The sequence below is a fragment of the Bacillus sp. F56 genome, from assembly GCF_001748205.1.
GTDB classification, from domain to species: Bacteria; Bacillota; Bacilli; order Bacillales; family Bacillaceae; genus Bacillus; species Bacillus stercoris.
The window spans coordinates 61,285-77,808 of record NZ_BDFC01000012.1 but is presented as its reverse complement, the minus strand read 5'-3'; the positions used below and the strand labels follow the sequence as shown (position 1 = coordinate 77,808).

The window sequence follows — 16,524 nt, the reverse complement described above, 5'->3', positions numbered from 1 at the left end:
GTGGCTTAAGCGGGCTTATCCGCTGCAAGCTTGAAAACGATGTTCCGCTGTGCCGTGTTTTGTGGCCAAGAGCATCTGTTGGAAGGAGTTGAAAACGATGCAAAAACTAATTGAAGATATCACAAAAGAACAACTTCGTACTGATCTTCCTGCGTTCCGTCCTGGTGACACTTTACGTGTACACGTTAAAGTTGTTGAGGGTAACCGTGAGCGTATCCAGATCTTTGAAGGTGTTGTGATTAAGCGTCGTGGTGGTGGAATCAGCGAAACGTTCACAGTTCGTAAGATTTCTTACGGTGTTGGCGTTGAACGTACTTTCCCTGTACACACACCAAAAATCGCGAAAATCGAAGTTGTACGTTACGGTAAAGTACGCCGTGCTAAACTTTACTACCTACGTGAACTTCGCGGAAAAGCGGCTCGTATTAAAGAGATCAGACGATAATGATAACGAACGAAAAGAGCTTGTTACCTGTAACAAGCTCTTTTTTTATACAGAATTTGAAAATGCCGGACAGGCATCGTAAAATACATAAAGGACAACAATGAATCATGCATACTGAAGAGATAAAGGCGGTGTTCGTGTCACATGACAATTCAATGGTTCCCGGGCCATATGGCAAAGGCAAGAAGGGAAGTAACCGAAAAATTAAAATTAATCGATATCGTATATGAATTGGTAGATGCCAGAATTCCAATGTCATCAAGAAACCCAATGATTGAAGATATTCTAAAAAATAAGCCTCGAATCATGCTGTTAAACAAGGCTGACAAAGCAGATGCGGCAGTTACACAGCAATGGAAAGAGCACTTTGAGAACCAGGGGATCCGCTCTCTGTCCATTAATTCTGTAAATGGACAAGGGTTAAATCAAATTGTGCCTGCATCAAAAGAGATCCTCCAAGAAAAATTTGACCGGATGCGGGCGAAAGGTGTGAAGCCGAGAGCGATTCGCGCCTTGATTATCGGTATTCCGAATGTCGGGAAATCGACGCTCATTAACCGCCTTGCAAAGAAAAACATAGCAAAAACGGGAGACAGACCTGGTATTACGACATCTCAACAGTGGGTCAAAGTTGGGAAAGAATTAGAGTTATTAGATACACCGGGGATTTTGTGGCCTAAATTTGAGGATGAGCTTGTCGGCTTGAGACTGGCAGTCACCGGCGCTATTAAAGACTCGATTATCAATTTGCAGGATGTAGCCGTGTTCGGTCTTCGTTTTCTTGAAGAACATTATCCAGAACGGCTTAAAGAGCGCTACGGCCTTGATGAGATCCCGGAGGACATTGCCGAGCTGTTTGATGCAATAGGTGAAAAGCGCGGATGTCTCATGAGTGGTGGGCTCATTAACTACGATAAGACGACAGAAGTCATCATTCGCGATATCCGCACTGAAAAGTTCGGCAGGCTGTCATTTGAACAGCCAACGATGTAAAGGCGCGCAGAAATGCGGGTCTTTATTTTTTCTTGGCCGAACCGATACATACAGTAAGGGAGAAGAGAAAGTGAACACATTAACCGTAAAAGACATTAAAGACCGTTTGCAGGAAGTGAAGGATGCACAAGACCCATTTATTGCCCAGTGCGAAAACGACCCGAGAAAAAGCGTTCAAACGCTTGTAGAGCAATGGCTTAAAAAGCAAGCGAAAGAAAAAGCGCTGAAAGAACAATGGGTGAATATGACTTCCTATGAAAGGCTGGCAAGAAACAAAGGATTCCGTTTGATTGCAGGTGTTGACGAGGTCGGACGGGGGCCATTGGCAGGGCCGGTTGTCGCCAGTGCAGTCATCCTGCCAGAGGGATGTGAAATACTTGGGCTGACAGACTCCAAAAAGCTTTCAGAGAAAAAACGTGAGGAATTTTACGAGCTTATTATGAAAGAAGCACTGGCGGTCGGGATAGGAATTGTAGAAGCTGCAGTCATTGACGAAATCAATATATATGAAGCTTCTAAAATGGCAATGGTGAAAGCGATACAGGATTTGTCGGATACACCTGATTATTTGCTTGTTGACGCAATGACACTGCCGCTCGACATGGCTCAGTCGTCAATTATAAAAGGAGATGCCAAAAGTGTGTCTATTGCGGCAGGTGCGTGTATCGCAAAAGTGACGAGAGACCGAATGATGAGCGCTTATGCCGACACGTACCCTATGTACGGGTTTGAAAAAAATAAAGGCTATGGAACAAAAGAACATTTGGAAGCTCTCGCTGCATACGGCCCAACTGAATTGCACCGCAAAACTTTCGCTCCTGTTCAATCTTTCAGCTAAATCAATGGACAAGGAGGCACTTTTTTAAATGAACATACGAAATGATGTGCAAAAGGCGCTGCAGCACCTTTTTGGGCGTACAGCAGTCCCGCAGGAAACATCAAATGTAAACGAAGCGCTAAACGGGGAGAAACGTCTCCTCTTGGGAAAAGTGCTTCGTTTACTAGGAGATCAGCATGCCCTGATCCAAGTCGACAATCAAACTGTTCAGGGGAAACTTGAAACCCAGCTTCGTCCTCAGGCATACTATTGGTTTTCCTACGAAAAAACGGCAGAACAGACAGGACGTCTTCAGGTCGTTCAAAGCTTTGAGCAAAATCCTAAAACCATTCAGGATGCAGCTGGCAAGCTTTTAAATGCCATTTCAGTGAAGCCGTCAAACGCAGCTCTCATGATGACAGGAGCGATGCTGAAGAGCAAAACACCCGTGACAGAAAATGATATTAAAACAGCTGTCCGCTGGATGGACACGCTGCCGTCGCAAGACGCCAAAAAAGCGATTGAAACGGTTCTCTTCGCTTTAAAGCGCGATCTTCCCATTCACTCCGAGGTTTTGAGCGGTGTTCATGCTGTGAAATCGCCTGTTCCGTTGCATCAGCATATATCCCAGCTGGTTCAGGCAATCGAACAAAACCCTCAGCAAAGCCAAATGATGTCAAAGCTAAAGGAGGCAGTTGCAGCGCTTTTAAATAGTGAAATTGATGTTCATGCAGAACGTCTGATCGCTAAGCTTATTTCTTTAACGGAGACTGCGAAAACACCCTCTTCCGCCAATACAGCTGGAAACAGGGAACTTAGCACACCGGCAGGCTTCCCCGAAAAGGCCAGCCTGCCGGTTGCAAATCATCTAGCAGAACAGAGAAACATACAAGGAGAGCCTGTTAAAACAGCCTCAGACATTCCAATCAAAGAAGCCCGCCAGCTGCTGGCAAAGCTGACGGAATCTGCTGAAAAAAACAGTCTCCAAATAGTGAAAGAAGCAGCAAATTGGATTAAAGCGGCTGGTTCAACGGGTGATAGTAAGTCACTTGCAGCTTCAGCTCATTTACAGGCGGCACAAATCACAGACCAGGAAGCCGAAGTTTTTTTAAAGGCTGTTCAGCAGACAGCACCTCATTTAGCGGATAAGGCAGATGTTCTTTCCTTCTTATCCAAAGTGAAAACGGCAATTGGCGCAAGGGACGAGCTTGCGTTCATTAAAGCGTTTGAACAAGGAAGCGCAGACACATCTGACGAAATGCAGTCCATCAAGCTGGCTCTTCATGCCATAAGAGCATCGCATGAGGTAGCCGAACCAATCAAGCAAGAAGCCGATCAGCTTTTTCATAAATTAAATGGCCAGCTTTTCATGCAGCAGGACCATCCGTCATACAGCCAAATTGTACTGTCATTTCCGATGTTTTCGAAGTCAGGAATTCAGGACATGACCGTTCTGTTTAAAGGAAAGAAAGAAGCGGATGGCAAGCTTGATCCTTCCCATTGCCGCCTTTTATTTTTGCTGCAGCTTGATACATTAAAAGAAACCGTCGTTGATTGCTTGATACAGCAAAAAGTCATGACCATTACAATAGAGACTGATTTTGAGCTGCAGGCTGCGATAGATCCGATGGTTCCCGCGCTTAAACAGGGGTTAAAAGAAATGGGATACAGCCTTTCAGGGGTAAACGCGAAAAAAAGGGTTCACACCGAAGAAAAGGCTTCAATCGATCAATATATAACAAGTATCAGTGATCAAGAAGTGGATGTGAAAATATGAAAGAGCAGACACCGATCAGAAAAGCTGTGGCTCTTCATTATGACGAACAAAAAGACAAGGCGCCGAGAGTGCTTGCCACAGGAAAGGGCCATGTAGCCGACAACATTATTAAAGAAGCGAAAAAGGCAGGGGTCCCGATTCAAGAAGATCGGACCCTTGTCGAATTAATGCGCCATTTGACGGTAGATGATCAAATCCCTGAGGCTCTTTATGAAACGGTAGCCGAGATTTTTTCATTCATTTACAGATTGGACGAAAGCGTAAAAAACAAAAAATAGCTAAAATATTCCCCATCCTCTGTTTGAAAATTTATGTTTTTAATAAAGTAAAAGTTTGAATGTTTAGAAGGATTAAAAGATTTTGCACCGAAGTGTAGACAATTCTTCCAGTATTATTATAGAATGAAAGCGCAGTCTATTTTAGTTTTGTTACATAAGTTAGGAGGATGGGAAATGAATATCCATGAGTACCAGGGAAAAGAAGTCCTCAGAAAATATGGGGTATCTGTTCCTGAAGGTAAAGTAGCTTTTACAGCAGAAGAAGCAGTTGAGAGTGCAAAGAGCTTATCCAGCTCGGTTTATGTCGTAAAGGCTCAAATTCATGCTGGCGGTCGAGGCAAAGCTGGTGGGGTAAAAATAGCAAAATCATTAGACGAAGTAAAAGCGTATGCCGAAGAACTATTAGGGAAGACCCTAGTTACACATCAGACGGGTCCGGACGGCCAAGTAATAAAACGCTTACTTATTGAAGAAGGCTGCGATATTAAAAAAGAATATTACGTGGGTCTTGTGCTTGACCGCGCTACTTCCAGAATCGTTCTGATGGCTTCTGAAGAAGGCGGAACGGAAATTGAAGAAGTTGCGGAGAAAACACCGGAAAAAATCAAAAAAGCTGTCATTGATCCGGCTGTCGGCCTTCAAGGCTATCAAGCCAGAGAAATTGCATTCGCTATTAATATTCCAAAAGAGCTTGTGGGGAAAGCTGCTAAATTTATGCTTGGACTATATAAAGCGTTTGTTGAAAAAGACTGCTCAATCGCCGAAATCAACCCGCTTGTTGTTACCGGGGACGGAAATGTGATGGCGCTTGATGCAAAATTGAATTTTGACAGCAATGCGTTGTACAGACAAAAGGACATTATGGAATACAGAGATTTGGATGAAGAAGATCCGAAAGAAATCGAAGCGTCCAAATATGACCTAAGCTACATTTCCCTTGATGGAAATATCGGCTGTATGGTAAACGGCGCGGGACTTGCAATGTCCACAATGGATATTATCAAGCATTACGGTGGAGAACCGGCCAACTTCCTTGATGTGGGCGGCGGTGCAACCGCGGAAAAAGTCACGGAAGCATTTAAAATCATTCTTTCTGATCAAAACGTTAAAGGGATTTTTGTCAACATTTTCGGCGGCATTATGAAATGTGATGTCATCGCAGAAGGGGTTGTTGAAGCGACTAGACAAGTTGGTTTGACATTGCCGCTTGTTGTCCGTCTTGAAGGCACAAACGTGGATCTAGGGAAGAAAATCCTTAGTGAATCAGGATTAAACATTACATCTGCGGAATCAATGGCTGACGGCGCGCAGAAAATCGTATCCTTAGTTTAAGAAAGAATGAAAGGCAGGGGACCATATAATGAGTGTTTTTATTAATAAAGATACAAGAGTTATTGTACAAGGGATTACAGGTTCTACCGCTTTATTTCATACGAAGCAGATGCTCGAATACGGCACAAATATCGTAGGCGGTGTAACACCTGGAAAAGGCGGAACTGAAGCGGAAGGTGTTCCTGTATTTAATACAGTGGCTGAAGCAGTTCAAACGACCGGCGCTAACGCGTCTGTTATATATGTGCCTGCACCGTTTGCAGCTGATGCGATTATGGAAGCGGTAGATGCGGAGCTTGATCTCGTGATTTGTATCACAGAACACATTCCGGTTTTGGATATGGTGAAGGTCAAACGTTTCATGGAAGGCAAGAAAACGAGACTGATAGGGCCGAACTGCCCTGGTGTCATTACGCCTGAAGAATGTAAAATCGGCATTATGCCCGGATACATCCATAAAAAGGGTCATGTAGGCGTTGTATCACGTTCAGGAACATTAACATACGAAGCGGTACACCAGCTCTCAGAAGCGGGCGTAGGACAGTCTACAGCTGTTGGAATCGGCGGCGACCCTGTAAATGGAACAAACTTTATTGACGTTTTAAAAGCGTTTAACGAAGATCCTGACACACACGCTGTCATCATGATTGGCGAAATCGGCGGTACTGCCGAAGAGGAAGCGGCAGAGTGGGTAAAAGCCAACATGACAAAACCGGTAGTCGGTTTTATCGGCGGTAAGACAGCACCTCCTGGGAAGCGCATGGGGCATGCAGGCGCCATTATTTCCGGCGGAAAAGGGACAGCTGATGAAAAAATCAAAACCCTTAATGCATGCGGAATTGAAGTTGCAGAGACACCTTCTGTTATGGGTGAAACCTTAATTAAGGTGCTGAAAGAGAAGAACCTGTTCGAAACTTGTAAAACGCATTAATAAAAAAGGGACAGCCGTTAAGGCTGTTCCTGCTTTTTCTGTCAAAAGGAGGTCAATCTATTGGATCAGGCCGCTGCCTGCTTAACGACTTGCAGAATCAATCAATTATTATCCCCATCCCTTCTATTAAAATGGTGGAAAGCCGATCCGTCTATGTCGCTGACATCATCGGTGTTACAAACGGTTACTCGTGATAAAATGAAAGCAGCTGCATTAAAAAAGAAAATAGAAGAATTTTACCCAAAGCTCCAACGCGTACTTGCTGCTTATCGTGAGCAAGGCATTAACACCATTCCTATCTCTTCAAAGCAATATCCTTTCTGGCTTAAAAGCATTTATGATCCCCCTGCCGTACTGTTTGCAAAAGGTGATATGACTCTTCTTTCGAAAGGGAGAAAAATTGGAATTGTAGGGACAAGAAATCCAACAGCTTATGGGAAACAAGTTGTCAATCATCTTACAAAAGAGATCTGTCGTAAAGGTTGGGTGATTGTCAGCGGACTGGCGTCTGGGATAGACGGAATGTCCCATGCTGCAAGTATTAAGGCGAAGGGGCGGACAATTGGCGTCATTGCAGGCGGATTTCAACACATTTATCCCCGAGAAAACCTTCAGTTAGCAGATCACATGGCTAAACACCATATCCTGCTGTCAGAGCACCCACCTGAAACTAAACCCCAAAAATGGCATTTCCCTATGAGAAACCGTATTATCAGCGGACTAAGTGAAGGCGTTATTGTCGTTCAGGGCAAAGAAAAAAGCGGTTCGCTGATTACTGCCTATCAAGCATTGGAACAAGGGAGAGAGGTATTTGCCGTACCCGGTTCATTGTTTGACCCTTACGCCGGAGGTCCTATAAAACTGATCCAGCAGGGGGCTAAAGCCATATGGTCAGCAGAGGATATTTTCGAGGAACTTCCTGAGAGAAACGTTCAATATACGGAACCCTTTTGAATTATCGTTTGACAAACGGTATTGTAATATTTAATAATAGTGAGGATTTAAAGTTGCATATTGTTTTCTATTTAATTAATGACGTTCATGATAAAGAATGAAATGTTGAAAGCCAAATAAAGACAGCTGCAAAAATAAAATTGAAATATCTTGAAAAGAGAGAGAACACCTCTTGAGGGGGATGAAAATGTCTGATTATCTAGTCATCGTGGAATCGCCCGCTAAGGCGAAAACGATTGAACGTTACTTAGGTAAAAAATATAAAGTAAAAGCATCAATGGGACATGTCCGGGATCTTCCAAAAAGTCAAATGGGAGTTGACATAGAACAGAATTTTGAACCGAAATATATTACCATTCGAGGTAAAGGCCCGGTATTAAAAGAGCTGAAAACGGCTGCGAAAAAAGCCAAAAAAGTGTATCTCGCAGCCGACCCCGACAGAGAAGGGGAAGCGATTGCATGGCATTTGGCACACAGTCTTGATTTAGATCTCAACTCAGACTGCCGTGTGGTGTTTAACGAAATTACAAAAGACGCTATTAAGGAATCGTTTAAGCATCCCCGCATGATCAATATGGATTTAGTGGATGCACAGCAAGCGAGACGTATTTTAGACAGGCTTGTCGGATATAAAATCAGTCCAATCTTATGGAAAAAAGTCAAAAAAGGGCTTAGCGCAGGACGCGTGCAATCCGTTGCCCTCCGTTTGATTATTGACCGTGAAAAAGAGATTAACGACTTTAAGCCTGAGGAATATTGGACAATTGACGGTACGTTCTTAAAAGGTCAAGAAACCTTTGAAGCGAGCTTTTTCGGGAAAAACGGCAAAAAACTTCCTTTAAATAGTGAAGCTGATGTAAAAGAGATTCTTTCTCAGCTCAAAGGGAATCAATATACAGTTGAAAAAGTAACCAAAAAGGAACGCAAACGTAATCCTGCTTTGCCTTTTACCACTTCTACCCTGCAGCAGGAAGCGGCTCGCAAGCTCAATTTCAGAGCGAAGAAAACGATGATGATTGCACAGCAATTATATGAAGGAATTGATTTAGGAAGAGAAGGAACGGTTGGTCTGATCACGTATATGAGAACGGATTCAACCCGTATTTCAAATACGGCTGTTGATGAAGCAGCTGCATTTATTGATCAGACATATGGAAAAGAGTTCCTAGGCGGAAAACGGAAGCCTGCGAAAAAGAATGAAAATGCCCAGGATGCCCACGAAGCAATTCGGCCGACATCAGTTCTTAGAAAACCAAGTGAATTAAAAGCAGTCCTCGGCAGAGACCAAATGAGACTGTATAAATTAATTTGGGAGCGTTTTGTTGCCAGCCAAATGGCACCGGCTGTTCTCGATACAATGAGTGTCGACCTGACAAACAACGGTTTGACATTTCGTGCAAATGGAAGTAAAGTCAAGTTTTCCGGGTTTATGAAGGTGTATGTTGAAGGAAAAGACGATCAAATGGAAGAAAAAGACCGGATGCTGCCTGACTTACAAGAAGGCGACACGGTATTATCAAAAGATATAGAACCTGAGCAGCATTTTACCCAGCCGCCTCCGCGATATACTGAGGCCCGGCTTGTTAAAACCCTTGAAGAACGCGGTATCGGCCGTCCATCCACATATGCTCCGACACTTGATACTATTCAGCGGCGCGGCTACGTGGCATTGGATAATAAACGTTTCGTTCCGACTGAATTAGGTCAGATCGTTCTTGACTTGATCATGGAGTTTTTCCCTGAGATCATTAACGTTGAGTTTACAGCTAAAATGGAGAGAGATCTTGATCATGTTGAAGAAGGAAATACCGAATGGGTCAAGATTATCGATAATTTCTACACCGATTTTGAAAAACGCGTCAAAAAAGCCGAATCGGAAATGAAGGAAGTTGAGATTGAACCAGAGTATGCTGGAGAGGATTGTGAATTGTGCAGTTCTCCAATGGTATATAAAATGGGACGGTACGGTAAATTCTTAGCTTGCTCCAATTTCCCTGACTGCCGGAACACGAAACCGATTGTGAAACAAATCGGCGTGAAGTGTCCGAGCTGCGGAGAAGGAAACATTGTTGAGCGAAAATCGAAAAAGAAACGGGTGTTTTACGGCTGTGACCGTTATCCGGACTGTGAATTCGTATCCTGGGACAAACCAATTGAACGAAAGTGCCCGAAATGCGGAAAAATGCTCGTCGAGAAAAAACTCAAAAAAGGCATACAAGTCCAATGCGTGGAATGCGATTATAAGGAAGAACCACAGAAGTAGCGGTGAGCAGGGTCTTGCTCACCTTCTTTGTGTGTTAAAAGAAGGCCTTGAATAATAAACTAGGAGATGTGAAAGATGAACCAACAAACAGTGAATGTAATCGGAGCCGGACTCGCAGGAAGTGAAGCAGCATGGCAGCTTGCCAAACGCGGGATTCAAGTCAAATTGTATGAAATGCGGCCTGTGAAACAAACGCCTGCGCACCATACTGATAAATTTGCCGAGCTAGTCTGCAGCAACTCTCTTCGCTCTAATACACTTGCTAACGCGGTCGGTGTATTAAAGGAAGAGATGCGTGCGCTTGATTCAGCCATCATCGCGGCTGCTGACGAATGTTCGGTGCCTGCCGGAGGGGCTCTTGCAGTAGACCGTCATGAATTTGCCGCAAGTGTGACAAATCGGGTGAAAAATCATCCAAACGTAACCGTTATTAATGAAGAAGTGACTAAGATTCCTGAAGGTCCTACCATTATCGCAACGGGACCGTTAACATCTGAATCGCTGTCTGCCCAGCTGAAGGAGCTGACTGGAGAGGACTATTTATATTTTTATGACGCAGCGGCGCCAATTGTAGAAAAAGACAGCCTTGATATGGATAAAGTGTACTTGAAATCCCGCTATGATAAAGGTGAAGCAGCATATTTGAACTGCCCTATGACAGAAGAAGAATTTGACCGTTTCCATGAAGCTTTAACATCAGCAGAAACAGTCCCGTTAAAAGAATTTGAAAAAGAGATTTTCTTTGAAGGCTGCATGCCGATTGAAGTCATGGCAAAACGCGGTAAGAAAACAATGCTGTTCGGTCCGATGAAACCGGTTGGGCTAGAGCATCCTGTTACAGGAAAACGTCCTTATGCCGTCGTTCAGCTCAGACAGGATGATGCTGCGGGCACACTTTATAATATTGTAGGATTCCAGACACATTTAAAATGGGGAGATCAAAAGGAAGTCCTCAAATTGATTCCAGGGCTTGAAAATGTAGAAATCGTCAGATATGGCGTGATGCACAGAAATACATTTATTAACTCTCCGAGCTTGTTAAAGCCGACTTATCAATTTCAAAACCGCAGTGACCTGTTCTTTGCAGGCCAAATGACGGGAGTAGAAGGATATGTGGAATCAGCTGCTTCAGGACTGGTAGCAGGCATTAATGCGGCGAAGCTTGTATTGGGAGAAGAGCTTGTTATTTTCCCGCAGGAAACGGCAATTGGCAGTATGGCTCATTATATTACAACAACAAACCAGAAGAACTTCCAGCCGATGAATGCAAACTTTGGGCTTTTAAAAGAACTGCCTGTTAAAATTAAAAATAAAAAAGAACGAAATGAACAATACGCGAATCGTGCAATTGAAACAATTCAAACAATTTCGAAAACAATATAGGTATTGATTGCAACCTGAACGCGATTTGTGATACCATTTAAAAGCCCTTCCTGGGGAGGTATTAGGCATGGAGAATGTTAAGAATTTCGTAAAGTTATTCGTTGAATATTTACAAATTGAAAAAAATTATTCACAATATACTATTGTGAATTATGTGGATTCAATTGAAGAATTCGAGACTTTCCTGCGCGTTCAAGGTATAAATGGATTTGAAGAAGCTGCATATCAAGATACTAGGATTTTTTTGACAGAAGCCTATGAAAAAGGTTTATCGAGAAGAACAATAAGCAAAAAGATATCTGCATTAAGAAGCTTTTATAAGTTTCTGATGCGGGAAAAGCTTGTTGAAGAAAATCCGTTTCAGCTTGTTCATCTGCCGAAACAAGAGAAACGGATACCGAAGTTTCTATATCAAAAAGAGCTTGAGGAGCTGTTTGAAGTTTCAGATATAAGCCAGCCGGCCGGAATGAGGGATCAAGCGCTGTTAGAGCTGCTCTATGCCACCGGAATGAGGGTCAGTGAATGCTGTTCCATAACTGTTAATGATGTTGATTTATTTATGGACACTGTGCTTGTTCACGGTAAAGGCAAGAAGCAGCGCTATATCCCCTTTGGGTCTTATGCCCGCGAAGCGTTGAAGATATACATGAATAGCGGAAGACAGTGCTTGCTGATGAAGGCAAAAGAACCTCATGATCTATTATTCGTAAATCAAAGAGGCGGACCGCTTACAGCCCGTGGCGTCAGACATATTTTAAGCGGGCTTGTTCAAAAAGCGTCCGGCACTTTACATATCCATCCGCATATGCTTCGACACACGTTCGCCACCCATCTGTTAAATGAAGGAGCGGATTTGAGAAGCGTTCAAGAACTGCTCGGGCATTCCAATCTGTCTTCGACACAGATATACACGCACGTTTCGAAGGAAATGTTGAGAAACACATATATGTCCCACCACCCAAGAGCATTTAAGAAAAATTAAAGGAGGCCCTTTATGTCATCTTTTCATGCGACCACAATATTTGCCGTACAGCATAAAGGACGAAGCGCTATGTCTGGAGACGGCCAAGTAACGTTTGGTCAGGCTGTTGTCATGAAACACACGGCACGAAAAGTGAGAAAACTGTTTAACGGCAAGGTTCTTGCTGGCTTTGCGGGATCTGTTGCAGACGCTTTCACTTTATTCGAAAAGTTTGAAGCCAAGCTTGAAGAATATAACGGCAACTTAAAACGGGCGGCTGTTGAGCTTGCGAAGGAATGGCGCAGCGATAAAGTGCTTAGAAAGCTTGAAGCCATGCTGATTGTGATGAATCAGGATACTTTGCTTCTTGTATCGGGAACAGGCGAGGTGATCGAACCAGATGACGGCATTCTCGCGATTGGATCAGGAGGCAATTACGCTTTGGCAGCGGGAAGAGCATTGAAAAAGCATGCCGGTGAAAGCATGTCTGCAAGTGAGATTGCCAGAGCCGCGTTAGAAACAGCAGGCGAAATTTGTGTTTACACGAACGATCAAATCATACTGGAAGAGCTTGAATAGAAAGGACTTGAGGCGCATGGAAAAAAAACCGTTAACTCCTAGACAGATTGTAGATCGGTTAGACCAATATATTGTCGGTCAGCAAAATGCGAAAAAAGCTGTCGCCGTGGCATTAAGAAACCGCTATAGAAGAAGTCTTCTGGATGAAAAGCTGAAGGACGAGGTCGTTCCGAAAAACATTTTAATGATGGGTCCTACCGGCGTCGGGAAAACTGAAATTGCCAGACGAATCGCTAAGCTTTCAGGTGCGCCATTTATCAAAATTGAAGCTACTAAATTTACCGAAGTCGGCTATGTAGGCAGAGATGTTGAATCAATGGTCAGAGATCTTGTGGAGACTTCTGTTCGGCTTATAAAAGAAGAGAAAATGAATGAAGTAAAGGAACAGGCTGAAGAAAATGCAAACAAACGCATTGTTCGTCTGTTAGTTCCTGGGAAGAAAAAACAATCTGGCGTTAAAAATCCGTTTGAAATGTTTTTTGGAGGCAGCCAGCCGAATGGTGAAGATGAGGCGGAGAGCCAGGAAGAAGCAAACATCGAAGAAAAAAGAAAACGAATGGCGCATCAGCTGGCTTTAGGAGAGCTCGAAGACTACTATGTAACAGTAGAAGTCGAAGAACAGCAGCCTTCTATGTTTGACATGCTGCAGGGCTCGGGTATGGAGCAGATGGGTATGAATATGCAGGATGCGCTGAGCGGATTAATGCCAAAGAAAAAGAAACGGCGCAAAATGACAGTCAGAGAAGCCAGAAAAGTCCTGACGAATGAAGAAGCAAGCAAACTCATCGATATGGATGAAGTCAGCCAGGAAGCTGTTCAGAGAGCAGAAGAGAGCGGGATTATTTTTATCGATGAGATTGATAAAATCGCAAAGAACGGCGGTGCATCTTCTTCTGCCGATGTTTCAAGAGAAGGCGTTCAGCGGGATATCCTACCGATTGTTGAGGGTTCAACCGTTGTCACAAAATATGGTTCTGTAAAAACAGACCATGTATTATTTATTGCAGCAGGAGCGTTTCATATGGCCAAACCGTCTGATTTGATTCCTGAGCTGCAGGGGCGTTTCCCGATTCGTGTAGAACTGAACAAACTCACGGTGGATGACTTCGTGAGAATTTTGGTTGAGCCGGATAATGCGCTCTTGAAACAATATCAAGCATTATTGCAGACTGAAGGTATATCTCTTGAATTTTCTGACGAAGCTATTCATAAGATTGCTGAAGTTGCTTATCATGTGAACCAGGACACAGATAATATCGGTGCGAGACGCCTTCATACAATACTTGAACGCCTATTAGAAGATTTGTCGTTCGAAGCTCCTGATGTAACGATGGAGAAAATAACGATTACACCACAGTATGTCGAAGAAAAACTCGGAACGATAGCCAAAAACAAAGATTTAAGTCAATTTATATTGTGAAAAATTTAATATGAGGAATGTTTAGGAGGATTATTTATCATGGCTTTATTACAAAAAACAAGAATTATTAACTCCATGCTGCAAGCTGCGGCAGGGAAACCGGTAAACTTCAAGGAAATGGCGGAGACGCTGCGGGATGTCATTGATTCCAATATTTTCGTTGTAAGCCGCAGAGGGAAACTCCTTGGGTATTCTATTAACCAGCAAATTGAAAATGATCGTATGAAAAAAATGCTTGAGGATCGTCAATTCCCTGAAGAATATACGAAAAATCTGTTTAATGTCCCTGAAACATCTTCTAACTTGGATATTAATAGTGAATACACTGCTTTCCCTGTTGAGAACAGAGACTTATTCCAAGCTGGTTTAACGACAATTGTGCCGATCATCGGAGGAGGGGAAAGATTAGGAACACTCATTCTTTCACGTTTACAGGATCAATTCAATGATGATGACTTAATTCTAGCTGAATACGGCGCAACAGTTGTCGGAATGGAAATCCTAAGAGAAAAAGCAGAAGAAATTGAAGAGGAAGCAAGAAGTAAAGCTGTCGTACAAATGGCTATCAGCTCGCTTTCTTACAGTGAGCTTGAAGCAATTGAGCACATTTTTGAGGAGCTTGACGGAAACGAAGGCCTTCTCGTTGCTAGTAAAATCGCTGACCGCGTCGGCATTACCCGTTCGGTTATTGTGAACGCACTCAGAAAGCTGGAGAGCGCCGGCGTCATTGAGTCAAGGTCATTAGGAATGAAAGGTACTTATATCAAAGTGCTAAACAACAAATTCCTAATCGAATTAGAAAATCTAAAATCTCATTAATCAAAAAAAGAACCCCCTTTAAGGGGTTCTTTTTTTATTTCAAATAAAGGAAATCAATAAGCTTTATTTCCTGGGTTGAAAGTCTTTCTGTGTAATGATTTTAATAAATCTTGCATATTTCTTCAAAAAGTTTCAAAAATGACGAAAAGAAAGGAGAAAAAACAGAAATTCTGCTATTTTCAGGCTTATATCAAGGTGGAAAATGTAGTTCTAACAATCTAGGACTTTATACCTAGTTGTAAAATAGATAATTGTGAGGACATTTTTTTACACGAACTTCATAGACTTTATGCCTGTTATTTCTTACAATAAGCATATAGTTTTACAATTCTCGACAAGGATATTGAGGGTGAAAAAAACTGAAATGGAGGTAAGTGGATTTGAGCTTATTTTCTGGAACGATACAAAATCTTGAAAATGCCTTGAGCAGAGCGGATGTTAAGCAAAAAGTCATAACTAATAATATCGCCAATATAGATACACCGAACTATAAGGCAAAAAAAGTCTCTTTCCAAAATTTATTAGATCAAGAATCCTCACGTCTTGATGCGATAAAAACAGACTATCGTCATGTTGATTTTTCTGATACTGATTCGAATTATTCAATTGTTGCGAGCGGAGATACATCGTATCAGCAAAATGGAAACAATGTAGATGTTGACAAAGAGATGACAGAATTGGCGCAAAATCAAATCAACTATCAAGCTTTAGTTGAAAGAATGAACGGTAAATTTAATTCGCTGAAGACCGTATTAACAGGAGGAAAATGATGACAGCTTTTCAGAGCTTAAATGTTTCAGCATCTGCTTTAACAGCTCAGCGGGTCAGAATGGATGTTGTATCATCTAACTTAGCAAATATGGATACGACAAGAGCTAAGCAGGTGAATGGAGAGTGGGTGCCTTACAGAAGAAAAATGGTCTCCCTTCAGTCAAAAGGTGAATCGTTCTCTTCCATTCTTAATTCTCAAATGAGCGGAAGCGGTCATGCTGGAAACGGTGTGAAGGTTTCAAAAATTACGGAGGATAAATCGGATTTTAATCTTGTCTATGATCCGACAGATCCTGATGCAAACGCTGAAGGATATGTGCAAAAACCTAATGTAGATCCATTAAAGGAAATGGTTGACCTTGTCAGCAGCACCAGATCATATGAGGCGAATGTCACTGCGATGAATGCCACAAAGGGAATGCTGATGAAGGCATTAGAAATCGGAAAGTAGGTGAATGAATGTGATTAATGCAATTTCTCCTTTTCAGGTTCAAAATACTCAAAACACTCAAAATGCAACAAATCAAGTAAACAATAGCCAAAAAACAGATTCTTCAAATCAAACAAGCTTTTCGGAGCTTTTAAAAAACTCTATTAGTTCGTTAAATGAGTCCCAAGTAGCTTCTGACAACATGACTAATGCCTTGGCTGCAGGAAAAGATGTAAATCTTGATGAGGTCATGATCGCCGCTCAAAAAGCTAGCATCTCTCTAACTGCAGCAACAGAGTTCCGCAATAAAGCTGTGGAAGCTTATCAGGAGATTATGAGAATGCAAATGTAGGGGGTCTGACGATTTAGAG

At 42.6% G+C, this 16,524-nt stretch carries 17 protein-coding genes; all 17 read left to right on the top strand.

What is annotated here, in order from left to right; genetic code table 11:
• Positions 1–97 precede the first annotated feature (97 nt).
• Positions 98–445 (top strand): 50S ribosomal protein L19, encoded by a 348-nt coding sequence (rplS, locus tag BFW96_RS19395; protein ID WP_003220825.1) that lies wholly within the window; start codon positions 98–100, stop codon positions 443–445.
• A gap of 144 nt (positions 446–589) precedes the next feature.
• Entirely contained in the window at positions 590–1,438 is an 849-nt protein-coding gene (gene ylqF / locus BFW96_RS19390; protein ID WP_009967235.1) for a ribosome biogenesis GTPase YlqF, read from the top strand.
• A 70-nt stretch (positions 1,439–1,508) separates the two neighbouring features.
• A complete protein-coding gene (rnhB, locus tag BFW96_RS19385; protein WP_069840330.1) occupies positions 1,509–2,276 on the top strand; it encodes a ribonuclease HII in 768 nt (255 codons plus the stop codon).
• Positions 2,277–2,304: 28 nt separating this feature from the next.
• On the top strand, positions 2,305–4,032 hold the full coding sequence (locus BFW96_RS19380) for a hypothetical protein (protein WP_069840329.1): 1,728 nt from the start codon (positions 2,305–2,307) through the stop codon (positions 4,030–4,032).
• On the top strand, positions 4,029–4,310 hold the full coding sequence (locus BFW96_RS19375; RefSeq protein ID WP_014663956.1) for a FlhB-like flagellar biosynthesis protein: 282 nt from the start codon (positions 4,029–4,031) through the stop codon (positions 4,308–4,310). Before BFW96_RS19380 ends, BFW96_RS19375 begins: the two co-directional genes overlap by 4 nt.
• Positions 4,311–4,484: 174 nt before the next feature.
• On the top strand, positions 4,485–5,642 hold the full coding sequence (sucC, locus tag BFW96_RS19370) for an ADP-forming succinate--CoA ligase subunit beta (RefSeq protein ID WP_014663957.1): 1,158 nt from the start codon (positions 4,485–4,487) through the stop codon (positions 5,640–5,642).
• Positions 5,643–5,670: 28 nt separating this feature from the next.
• The gene (gene sucD / locus BFW96_RS19365) at positions 5,671–6,573 is read left to right on the top strand and encodes a succinate--CoA ligase subunit alpha (protein ID WP_003238566.1); all 903 of its coding nucleotides are present in this window, start codon (positions 5,671–5,673) and stop codon (positions 6,571–6,573) included.
• Positions 6,574–6,633: 60 nt separating this feature from the next.
• The gene (gene dprA / locus BFW96_RS19360) at positions 6,634–7,527 is read left to right on the top strand and encodes a DNA-processing protein DprA (RefSeq protein ID WP_069840328.1); all 894 of its coding nucleotides are present in this window, start codon (positions 6,634–6,636) and stop codon (positions 7,525–7,527) included.
• A 187-nt stretch (positions 7,528–7,714) separates the two neighbouring features.
• Positions 7,715–9,790 carry a type I DNA topoisomerase gene (gene topA, locus BFW96_RS19355; RefSeq protein ID WP_003245599.1) on the top strand — a complete coding sequence of 692 codons (2,076 nt, stop codon included), beginning with the start codon at positions 7,715–7,717 and terminating at the stop codon, positions 9,788–9,790.
• 75 nt (positions 9,791–9,865) lie between these two features.
• On the top strand, positions 9,866–11,173 hold the full coding sequence (trmFO, locus tag BFW96_RS19350) for an FADH(2)-oxidizing methylenetetrahydrofolate--tRNA-(uracil(54)-C(5))-methyltransferase TrmFO (RefSeq protein ID WP_069149591.1): 1,308 nt from the start codon (positions 9,866–9,868) through the stop codon (positions 11,171–11,173).
• A gap of 67 nt (positions 11,174–11,240) precedes the next feature.
• Positions 11,241–12,155 (top strand): tyrosine recombinase XerC, encoded by a 915-nt coding sequence (gene xerC, locus BFW96_RS19345; protein WP_069840327.1) that lies wholly within the window; start codon positions 11,241–11,243, stop codon positions 12,153–12,155.
• 12 nt (positions 12,156–12,167) lie between these two features.
• Positions 12,168–12,713 carry an ATP-dependent protease subunit ClpQ gene (gene clpQ, locus BFW96_RS19340; RefSeq protein ID WP_003238555.1) on the top strand — a complete coding sequence of 182 codons (546 nt, stop codon included), beginning with the start codon at positions 12,168–12,170 and terminating at the stop codon, positions 12,711–12,713.
• A gap of 16 nt (positions 12,714–12,729) precedes the next feature.
• Entirely contained in the window at positions 12,730–14,133 is a 1,404-nt protein-coding gene (gene hslU / locus BFW96_RS19335; RefSeq protein WP_014476801.1) for an ATP-dependent protease ATPase subunit HslU, read from the top strand.
• Between the two features lie 39 nt (positions 14,134–14,172).
• A complete protein-coding gene (gene codY / locus BFW96_RS19330; protein ID WP_003220850.1) occupies positions 14,173–14,952 on the top strand; it encodes a GTP-sensing pleiotropic transcriptional regulator CodY in 780 nt (259 codons plus the stop codon).
• A 380-nt stretch (positions 14,953–15,332) separates the two neighbouring features.
• Complete coding sequence (gene flgB, locus BFW96_RS19325) at positions 15,333–15,722, top strand: flagellar basal body rod protein FlgB (RefSeq protein WP_069840326.1); 390 nt, start codon at positions 15,333–15,335, stop codon at positions 15,720–15,722.
• Positions 15,722–16,174 (top strand): flagellar basal body rod protein FlgC, encoded by a 453-nt coding sequence (gene flgC, locus BFW96_RS19320; RefSeq protein ID WP_014663965.1) that lies wholly within the window; start codon positions 15,722–15,724, stop codon positions 16,172–16,174. The genes flgB and flgC overlap by 1 nt, the downstream gene beginning before the upstream one ends.
• A gap of 10 nt (positions 16,175–16,184) precedes the next feature.
• Complete coding sequence (fliE, locus tag BFW96_RS19315) at positions 16,185–16,505, top strand: flagellar hook-basal body complex protein FliE (RefSeq protein ID WP_003238544.1); 321 nt, start codon at positions 16,185–16,187, stop codon at positions 16,503–16,505.
• Positions 16,506–16,524 lie beyond the last annotated feature (19 nt).